This is a genomic window from Leisingera sp. ANG-M7 (genome assembly GCF_000813965.1).
Lineage (GTDB): Bacteria > Pseudomonadota > Alphaproteobacteria > Rhodobacterales > Rhodobacteraceae > Leisingera.
Genome location: NZ_JWLI01000043.1, coordinates 1 through 575, shown reverse-complemented (window position 1 = coordinate 575; position 575 = coordinate 1). Strand labels below are relative to the sequence as shown.

General features: G+C 69.7%; 1 protein-coding gene. It reads left to right on the top strand.

Annotated features, from left to right (window positions below; translation table 11 throughout):
- Positions 1 to 62 precede the first annotated feature (62 nt).
- Entirely contained in the window at positions 63 to 554 is a 492-nt protein-coding gene (locus RA26_RS21825; RefSeq protein WP_039187547.1) for a hypothetical protein, read from the top strand.
- The last annotated feature ends 21 nt before the right edge of the window (positions 555 to 575 follow it).

The following is a 575-nucleotide window of genomic DNA, read 5'->3' as shown; positions in this document are numbered from 1 at the left end:
GCGCGCACGCAGGGGGTGTCTATCCAGTCTCCAACGCCCGTCTTTGCATTGGAGATCTGACCATGCCGGCCCTTGCCCCTCTGTCCCGCGCCCGTTCCGCCCTTCGCCTGGCCGCCCGGGCGGCCGCAGCCTGCGGCCTGGCGCTGATGCTGCTGCAGCCTTCTGCGGCGGCGGCCCAGCAGACCTATGTGGTGGGCAGCGACCGCGGCGGCTACCTGCATGACCGGCTGATCGAGCTGAGCAACCTGCAGAAGCACGGGGTGCGGGTCGAGATCCGCGGCAGGGTCTGCTATTCCACCTGCACCATGTTCCTGGGCCTGCCGGGCGCCTGTGTCGACCCGGCCACCACCTTCGGCTTTCACGGCCCCTCGCGCGGGGGGCGCCGCCTGACGCAGGAGAAGTTCGACTATTTCAGCCGGGTGATGGCGCAGTACTACCCGGCGCCGCTGCAGTCCTGGTTCATGGCGGAGGGGCGCAACCGGATTTCCGGGGTGCACAAGATCAAGGGCAGCGAAATCATCCGCATGGGGGTGCCCGCCTGCAGCACCGCCTGAGCGCGCCGCCTTGCCCCGCGG